This is a genomic window from Desulfovibrio piger, from assembly GCF_012843875.1.
In the GTDB taxonomy this organism is placed as follows: Bacteria; Desulfobacterota; Desulfovibrionia; order Desulfovibrionales; family Desulfovibrionaceae; genus Desulfovibrio.
On record NZ_JABAFY010000074.1, the window covers coordinates 1 to 8,661 of the forward strand.

Genomic DNA, 8,661 nt, shown 5'->3' on the forward strand with positions numbered 1-8,661 from the left:
ATCATAGACAAGAGGACATTTACCTTCTGGTGCTAAAACTGCTCAGAGAAAATCCTCTCAGCTAGTCAAGAGCCAAATTTTTTCTTTTGTGTCTGACCCTGTTTTTTTGCGGCGGATCCGGCCTGTGCCTGGCGGGGGAATACGTCAACGAGCGCTATGGCTTCGCCGTCAATTGGATGGACCCGGCGGCGGGGGCCTTTGCGGTGACGGAATCCGAAAATGGAGACGGCGTCACCGTGACGGATCCCATGCACGCCGAGCGCGGTATGGAACTGCGCGCCTGGGGCAGCATGGGATGGAGCGTTATGGGAATGGATTTTGAGAGCGGTTTGCGGGAAGTTTGCGGCAGGTTCAGCCATATAGATCTGAAGCGCGTCAACAGGGAAGAGGGCTGGTTTATTCTTTCAGGTTCCGCAGAAAATGCCATCCTGCATGTCAAGGGGTATTATACGCCGGAAGCGGTATGCCTGCTTTCTCTCCGCTATAATCAGGAACAGCGGGAGATTTTTGAGAGCGTGTAAAGACTCTCGCCCCTTCTCTTGCAGTCCTGGACAGCCAGTCAGTGAAGGCCCCACATGCTTCGGATCGTGGGATCGATGCCCACAAGAAGATCGTTGGTAGAAAACGGCATGTAGCAGTAGATTCCGACGGTCGTCTCCTGCTCGTCAATATGACCCCGGCCAACGTGGCAGATAGTACAGGAGCGCAAATGATCCTGGATGCAATGTATCGCAAGTGGCCATCAGTAAAACATTTTTTTGCAGACGGGGCCTATGAGCGCAAGTCATTGATGGACAAGGCCACCTATCTTGGATTTGTTGTGGAAGTCGTGAAACGCACACCAGGGCAGACAGGCTTTCAGCCAGTGGCGAAGCGTTGGGTAGTTGAACGAACATTCGGCTGGCTGGTTCGCTGGAGGCGTCTTGTGCGGGATTACGAGCGACGCCTTGATGTGTCTGAGTCCATGACTCAAATAGCCATGGCAAGCATACTGTTGAAACGTTTCATTATTGATAAATGAGTTTCCAAACACGCTCTGATGATGCGTTTGCGCAGGATGTGGTGCGTTCGTTTCGCAAATTAAGCGCAACTGGAGCGCCCGTTTTTTTGCCTTCCGGCATGCACCTGTTGCGGGTCGGCGTTGAAGGCGACGCCGTTGATGAACATGGCTGCCATTCCTTTTTGTTTACGGCCGAAGAAAACCTGAATTTTCTCATCCGCAAGGCCGAGTGGGATGACAAGGCATGTACCCTTAACCCGGGTGAAATCATAAGGAAAATTGTCCTGAAAGAAGGCGAGGCCTGCCGGGTGCGTTTTCTGGTGCCCGAAGGCATTCCGGTGATCATGATCTGCGCGGATGCGATCTGCGTCACGCCGGCGTTCAGCGGCATGGATGGCTCGCTTATTCTGGGGCCCGGATTTGTCGAGGCTGCTCCCAACGCCCCTCCCGCGCCGGTGATGGCGGATATTCATTATGTTTACGGCAACGAGGGCATTAGGGAAATAAAGTAGCCCCGTTCATGCCGCAAACAGAAAAGCCTGCCTTGACTTCGGAAGAACGGGGCGGAGCTCCGACGAGGAAACAACAAAACGGATACGGGAGGCACCTTGCTGTGAAAAAAACAATGCGAAATCTGTTGGCCCTGGCGATACTGGGATGTGTGTTGTTCTGGGGGACAGGCCTGGCTATGGCGGATCAGCAAAACGAGGGCCCTTCCGCGGACCAGGCGGAGGCGGCTCCTCTCCCCGATGACAGGCTGACGGGTATGGATGTTCTTCTTATGCAGAATGCCGTATCGGCATTATGGGGAAAGGGCGATATCGCCCAACCGGGGGGTGAGGTGAATGTTGACTCGTTGTCCGCGCCTGAGCATGTGTTTGTGGAGCTTATTGAACTGGGTTGGCACAATAAAGCTTGGGTGTTTAGGGGGCAGGTGCGCCGCATGGCTCCCAGAAATGACGGCATTGAAGTTGTTGCCGCCAAAGAGCTTTTCAGCATGCGCTTCCATAAAGTTGACAAGGGAAATTTTTACCTTGACGAACTGAAATTTGAGCCGTTGCCGAATCTGGAGTGAGGGATATCATGAAAAAACTTCTTTTTTTTCTGTGCGCGGGCATGGTCGCTTTTTTGTGCAGTATTCCCCCTTCCTGGGCGGACTCCGGAGATAAGGACGGCCTTTCCCTTCGGGACGAACTCTTTATGGAACATACCATGCTCATGCTTTGGGATATAAACTATACCTTTCCCCAACAAATGAGCCCCGCCGATTTGTGCCGTACCACCATAACCTATATGATGCATGGTCAACCCGAACTTGGAGAATACTTTAATGAAGAGAACCCTGACAGCCCCTATTTCATCAATATTCCTGGTCGATATGTCCTGTTTTTCCCGAAAAAGGCCGTGGAACAGGCGGCGCTGAATATTTTTGGCGGCTGGCTGGATGGCCAGACCTTGCCCGACGGGTATTTTTGCGGTTCCAACGGCTACTACATAGATGTGGAATCCACAGTTGACGACAGGAACTTTGCTGAAGATGTCTGGCTGCCAAGCTATGCGGAAATAAGCTCCGCGCACAGGGAAGCGAACGGAAGCTGCATCATCAACGGTAATCTGCGTCGGTTCAGACTGCAGGATGATAGCGCGGATCATGAAGAAATCCTGTGGGTCAAGGCGACCTTCATGGCGCGTTTTGCTCCTGACGAGAACGGTTGGAAGCTCGAAACCTTTGTCATTACGGGAGAGGCCATGGGCTGAGAGGGCAGCTAGGGATTTTCCCGCCCGGGGAGAAGCCGCTCCATCCCTCTTGAAAACAGCCAGTTGAGCGGCACGGGAAAAGAGGCCTTATACTCTCTTTGGGGGGCGTACGTTGCGGGACAGCTTTTGGAGCTGCTCATGCACGTACGCCCCTCCTGTGTTAACATGCGTTAAGAGCGGGGGGCTATCGTTGACAGCATCGAACGGGAAATAGGCGCAGGGGAAAATCATGTCGCGCAGACAGAAATTTTTTCCATGATGAGTTATATTTATTCAATAAAATTGCTATATTAGTATATTTAATCGATTGCTTTTCATCTTTGAGATGATGCCTTTCGGCGGCTTCCCCCCTTCATTTTCTGGATGAATGAAACGAATTTTACTCCTCGGGATGATTACAGGATCCGCGCTGTTATCTATGCTGGCTTTGAAGAGTTTATCCATATGGCGGGCGTCCATAACAGGGACAAATTTTTTCCGGGGGGAGGCACCTATGAGAAAGTGGGGAATGACGGGAACGTGGCGTTTGCCGTTGGCCTTTCTGAGTATGCTGTTTCTTTTGCATGGCTGCTCCGTCAGGCAGCTTCCCCAGCCGGACTCCGGCGGAGGCCTTGAGCTGACGGTTCTGCATACCAACGATATCCACTCGCACATTGCGGGTGTGGATAAACACGGAAACGCCTGCTTTGAGGAACCCGGCTGCCGGGGAGGCATGGGCCGCATCGCGGCCGCCATACGGTCTGCTAAAGCAGAAAACGATAATGTTGTCGCGCTGGATGCGGGCGACCAGTTCCAAGGAACGCTGTTTTACAGCGTGAACAAGTGGCCCATGCTCGCTGAAATAGATGCCTACATGCCCTATGACGCCATGACCCTGGGCAACCATGAATTTGATGAAGGCTGCGCGGATGCGGCGGCCTTCACCCGGGCCACGCCTTTTCCGGTTTTGGCGGCCAATCTGCATCCGGAGCCGGAATGCCCGATGCGGCATGGCCGGATAAAGCCCTATATCATTCAGCGGGTACGAGGGGTTCCGGTGGGTATCATAGGCCTTGCCAATAATGAAGTTGTGGAACTGGCGGCAGCCTGTCCGGCCACCAGCTTCGAGAAGAGCGAAGAGGTTCTGGCCCGCGCGGTAAAGGAACTGGAAGAGCAGGGCATACACCATATTATCGCTCTCACGCATCTCGGTTTGCCGGAAGATCGCCGCCTGGCCCGTTCGGTGGAAGGGGTGGACGTGATTGTGGGCGGGCATACGCATAGTTTTTTGGGGCCAGACTCTGAAGAGGGGCCGTATCCGATTGTGGAGCGTTCGCCGGAGGGAAACCCCGTTCTTGTGGTTACGGCAAAGCGGGCGGCCGTGTATCTTGGCAATCTGCATGTGGCGTTCAATGCGTCCGGCATTCCTGTGAGCTGGAGCGGCGGCCCCATGGAGCTTATGCCCGATGCACCGACGGATCCTCAAATAAGTCCCCTGATCGCAAAGTTTGCCAAATCGCTTGCGGAATACCGCAGCAGCGTTGTGGGCAGCCATAATCTCTGTCTGCCGGATGGCATGGATGCGTGCCGTGAAGGAGAGTGCCTGGGCGGCATGGTTATGACAGACGCCATGCTGGCGTATGCTCGTCCCTATGGCGCCACCATTGCCTTGTGCAATGGCGGTGGAATACGAGCCGCTCTCCCGGCAAAGGTGACGCGCGGCGATTTGCTGAGCATGCTGCCCTTTGGCGGTTCGGTAGTGGTGCGCAAGGTTAGCGGTCAGCATATTCTGGAAGCCTTGGAACACGGCGTATCGCAGGAAAATGGCAAAGGCCCCAGACTGCTTCAGGCCTCGGGGCTGAGCTATGTGGTGGATCCGGCAGGCCGTCTTGGTGAGCGGGTCAGCAACGTCATAGTTAAGGATGCCATGGGAAAGAGCGTGCCCCTTGATGTGTCGGCTTCCTATGTTCTTGCCCTGCCCGAGTTTCTGGCGCGCGGGGGGGACGGGTACGCCATGCTCACGGAAAGCGCGGTCATTCCGTCCCCGGAACTTTTGGATGTGGATATTGTGGAATCCTGGATACGGAAGCATTCTCCGCTTCCCATGCCGGAAACAGGGCGTATTGTGTACCGATGAACAAGGAGGGATATGCCGACTGTTTTACTCATTCAACAGGAATGCTTGTAAATAAAAAGGAGACGTCATTATGGCCGATAACTACACGGAAGTAACGAATACAAGCTGGTTTTCGCGTCTTGGAAATTCCTTTGGCGGCATAGGCGCAGGCCTTGTCATGATCGCTCTCGCCACCTTCCTGCTGTACTGGAATGAGGGGCGCGCTGTACGTACGGGCGACGCCATTGCCGAAGCGCAGATGCAAACCGTGGCGCTTCCCGGCATCAGTACGCTGGATTCTTCCTATGACGGCAAACTTGTGTATGCAACGGGCCGTGTCGTAACGGAAGATACCCTTACCGACTCCATGTTCGGTATAACGACAAAAGCCATCAGGCTGCGCCGCAAGGTGGAATATTATCAGTGGGTGGAAGACGCCAAGCAGGAAACACGCAAGAAGCTTGGCGGCGGTGAAGAAACCGTTACCACTTACAGCTATCAGATGAAGTGGGTGGGGCAGCCGGTTGACTCGCAAAATTTCAAGCGGGTGGAGGGCCATGAAAACATGACCCGCATTCAGGCGGCAAACGAGGATCAGTATGCCGCGAACGTCACCTTTGGAGCCTACAGGCTGCCGGACTTCCTTATTCGCTCCATCAGCGGGGAAAAGGCGATCACCCCCAATCTCAATGAGGATCAGCGGTCGGAACTTCAAAAGACCTTCTTTTCCAGAGCGCCCATACCCGACACGGTGAATAAGGCTGTTGAAAGCGGTGTGGAAAAATCGGCGCGCGGCCCGAACAGCATGGTTCATAACCAGGGCAATTTCCTTTACATAGGGCGCCACCCCAACAGCCCCAAGGTTGGGGATGTCCGTGTCTCCTTTTTTGAGGTAACGCCTGCGAAAGTTTCTATTATCGCCAGGATCAGCGGCGATACCTTTGTGCCCTTCCGCGCCTCCAATGGCGAAACATTTTACAAGCTGGGCATGGGCGCGCAGGACCAGACCGTCATGTTTGACAATGCCAAAAGTTCCAACAGCATGATGACCTGGATACTGCGCATAGTGGGCATCCTGTTGTGCATTGCGGGCATACGGATGATCGTGGCGCCCCTTCAGGTTATTGCCGATGTGATCCCGCTGCTGGGCAGCATCGTGGGGGCGGGCACAGGCCTGGTCGCGCTGCTTCTTGGCTGTGCCTGGTCCCTTGTCATCATCGCCATAGGCTGGATCCGCTTCCGGCCTCTGCTCGGCATATGTCTGCTTGGAGCGGCTGTGGCCCTGATCGCTTTCCTTATTGTCCGGGGAAGGAAGCGCAAGGCTTCCGCACCCGTCCAGGCCTGAAACCACTAACAGGGAGTAGGAACATGAAGTTGGCATTGTCTATCGGTTTGTTGGCAGGTGTGTTGCTTCTGGGAACGGCGTCCGACTCTTTTGCCCAGAAATACACGGTGTACTGCACCAACGGCAAGACAGAGGTGGATACCCGCACGCCACAACAAATGAAATCGGCCAGGGGGGGCAACACATATGTGCTTGCCACCTTTGATTATAAGCTTGACGCAGACAAGTTTGTAAAAAAGATGAATGGCGTGTGCCCCAAAAAATAGGCGCAGTACCGTTTCGGGTTCAATAGTCTAACCTCTCGGGAGGAACGCGATGTATGGCAAGATAATATCCATGGCGTTTATTGCACTCGGTCTCATGCTTGGTCTGGCGAACGCGGCTCCGTCTGTCAAGGTTTCCGGCAGCAATGTTCAGATCAAGGAAGGCGTTCCGGACGAGGCCGTTGCCCAGCTTAAGTCCGTCAAGGATGGAGCGACCGTGAAAGCCGAAAAAATCGCGGATGCGGATCTGGAAAAAATCTGCTCGGCCATGCCGAACATGACGAAACTTGAAGTTACGGAAAGCAAGGCGCTGACGAGCATAGCGCCCATAGCCGGACTTTCCCATCTGAAAGGGCTGAAAATATCGGCTGAGCAGGTTAAGGACTTTACCCCGCTGGCCAGGTTGACGAACCTGGAAAGCATAGATGTAAGCTCTGAAGCCATGGGGCCTGACCTCAAGTGGATGAGCGGGTTCACGAATCTGAAGACCCTCAGGGTAGATGGCGACAGCAATCTGACGTCTTTTGAAGGCCTTCCCGCGCTTGCCTCTCTTACCAGCATCAGGCTTGGCGGTGCCTCTCCCGCGGATTTGTCTCCTCTGCTGGTCATGACCGGCCTGAAGACGGTGGACCTCACCGGATGCACCATCGCCGATCTGTCGCCTTTGGCGAAGCTGCCCAAAATGACAGAACTCAATCTGTACGGCGTGACCGTCAAGGATTTCTCTCCTCTTGCCGGCTGTCCGGCCCTGAAAAAGCTCACCTATTATGCCGTGAAGGACGCGGATTTCAGCACGCTGGGCAAACTGATCCAAGTGGTGGAGCTCAAGGGCGGGCTGACCAGGCTGAATGACATCTCCTGGGTCGCGAATCTGCCCAACCTGAAGAAATTTGATGTGTTCGCCGAATATGTGACGGATTACAGCCCGCTGACCAAAACCAGTATTGAATCGTTCCAGATCTGGAATATGCGGGAACCGGTCGGCGATCTCGCCGCCGTAGGTCAGATGAAGTCTTTAAAGGAACTGAAACTGTGGAGCGCGGAGGGCGCCACCAACTCCGCGAGTCTGAGTGGCCTTGGGAATCTGGAAAAGTTCACCATTACCTCCGAGTACAACAAGAAAAGCGGCGAACCCTTTGACTTTGCGGCTGCCTCCGGCTGGTCGAAGGTCAAGGAAATTGATGTAACCGGCGCCAAGCTTGTGAATACTGACAGTCTGGCTTCGGCTTCAGCCTTGCAAACCCTTAAACTGTCCAAGATCAAGGGAGATGCCCCGCTCAGCCTGAACTTTGCGGGCAAGCTCGGTGCGCTGAAGACGCTCAGTCTTAATGAATGCAAGGTGAGTGATTTCGACGCGCTGGCCGCATGCGGCAGCCTGGAGTATGTCACGCTTACCAACGTGGAAGGCGTGAACAGCCTTGCGGCGCTGAAGAAGCTGCCCTCTCTCAAGCGGCTTAACATCAGCAAGGGCGCCCTTGCCGATGCCGAGCTGGAAGGCTTTGCTTCAAACGTGAAGATCACCCAGCGCTAGCGTGTTATACACCGGAACCGGAGGGCTTTCTCCGGTTCCGGTGATACCATTGTTCCCCCAGGAGCTGTTATGATAGTTGCAGCCGTTATTTTGGGCATAGTGGTCATCGTTGGCCTTTACCTGATGGTCTTTTATAATGGACTTGTCAGGGGAAGAAACCTGGTGGAGGAAGCCTGGAGCGGCATCAGCGTGCAGCTCAAGCGCCGCCATGACCTCATTCCCGCTCTTGTCAATATCGTCAAGGGCTATGCCACGCATGAAACGGAGGTTCTTCGCCAGATTACCGAGGCCAGGGCGCAGGCCATACATGCCTCGCCCGGCAATGTGGAAGCGGTGATGAAGGCTGAAAATGTCCTCAGCCAGGCTTTGCGTTCTCTTTTTGCCGTGGCGGAAAATTATCCCCAGCTCAATGCCAGTGAAAATTTCCTGCAACTTCAGGAACAGCTGGCCGCGCTGGAAGACGAAATTCAAATGGCCCGCCGCTACTATAATGGCACAGCCCGGGATCAGAACGACCACGTTCTGCAGTTTCCCGGCAATCTGGTTGCGGGCAGTTTCGGCTTTGGCAAGGTAACCTTTTTTGGAGAGTATTGCTAAAAGAATGATAAAATATCTTCTCTTTGCCCGTTCACATGAAATCTGGCAAAGAGAGATATTGTGAGATCAACC

At 54.2% G+C, this 8,661-nt stretch carries 9 protein-coding genes and 1 pseudogene; all 10 read left to right on the plus strand.

From position 1 onward, the window contains the following. The first annotated feature begins 86 nt into the window (after positions 1-86). A complete protein-coding gene (locus HF854_RS11670; RefSeq protein WP_168936444.1) occupies positions 87-521 on the plus strand; it encodes a hypothetical protein in 435 nt (144 codons plus the stop codon). 8 nt (positions 522-529) lie between these two features. After that, positions 530-1,021: pseudogene (locus tag HF854_RS11675) on the plus strand (IS5 family transposase); the annotation flags it as partial. Further along, a complete protein-coding gene (locus HF854_RS11680; RefSeq protein WP_168936445.1) occupies positions 1,018-1,512 on the plus strand; it encodes a hypothetical protein in 495 nt (164 codons plus the stop codon). The pseudogene HF854_RS11675 and the gene HF854_RS11680, both read left to right, overlap by 4 nt. A gap of 101 nt (positions 1,513-1,613) precedes the next feature. After that, positions 1,614-2,075 carry a hypothetical protein gene (locus HF854_RS11685; protein ID WP_168936446.1) on the plus strand — a complete coding sequence of 154 codons (462 nt, stop codon included), beginning with the start codon at positions 1,614-1,616 and terminating at the stop codon, positions 2,073-2,075. A gap of 8 nt (positions 2,076-2,083) precedes the next feature. Further along, on the plus strand, positions 2,084-2,758 hold the full coding sequence (locus tag HF854_RS11690) for a hypothetical protein (protein ID WP_168936447.1): 675 nt from the start codon (positions 2,084-2,086) through the stop codon (positions 2,756-2,758). A gap of 493 nt (positions 2,759-3,251) precedes the next feature. Beyond that, positions 3,252-4,874 carry a bifunctional metallophosphatase/5'-nucleotidase gene (locus HF854_RS11695; RefSeq protein WP_240937750.1) on the plus strand — a complete coding sequence of 541 codons (1,623 nt, stop codon included), beginning with the start codon at positions 3,252-3,254 and terminating at the stop codon, positions 4,872-4,874. Between the two features lie 70 nt (positions 4,875-4,944). Next, a complete protein-coding gene (locus HF854_RS11700; protein ID WP_168936448.1) occupies positions 4,945-6,198 on the plus strand; it encodes a TMEM43 family protein in 1,254 nt (417 codons plus the stop codon). Between the two features lie 23 nt (positions 6,199-6,221). Further along, a complete protein-coding gene (locus HF854_RS11705; RefSeq protein WP_168936449.1) occupies positions 6,222-6,464 on the plus strand; it encodes a hypothetical protein in 243 nt (80 codons plus the stop codon). Between the two features lie 49 nt (positions 6,465-6,513). Continuing rightward, on the plus strand, positions 6,514-7,992 hold the full coding sequence (locus HF854_RS11710; RefSeq protein ID WP_168936450.1) for a leucine-rich repeat domain-containing protein: 1,479 nt from the start codon (positions 6,514-6,516) through the stop codon (positions 7,990-7,992). 69 nt (positions 7,993-8,061) lie between these two features. Beyond that, complete coding sequence (locus HF854_RS11715) at positions 8,062-8,589, plus strand: LemA family protein (RefSeq protein ID WP_168936451.1); 528 nt, start codon at positions 8,062-8,064, stop codon at positions 8,587-8,589. Positions 8,590-8,661 lie beyond the last annotated feature (72 nt).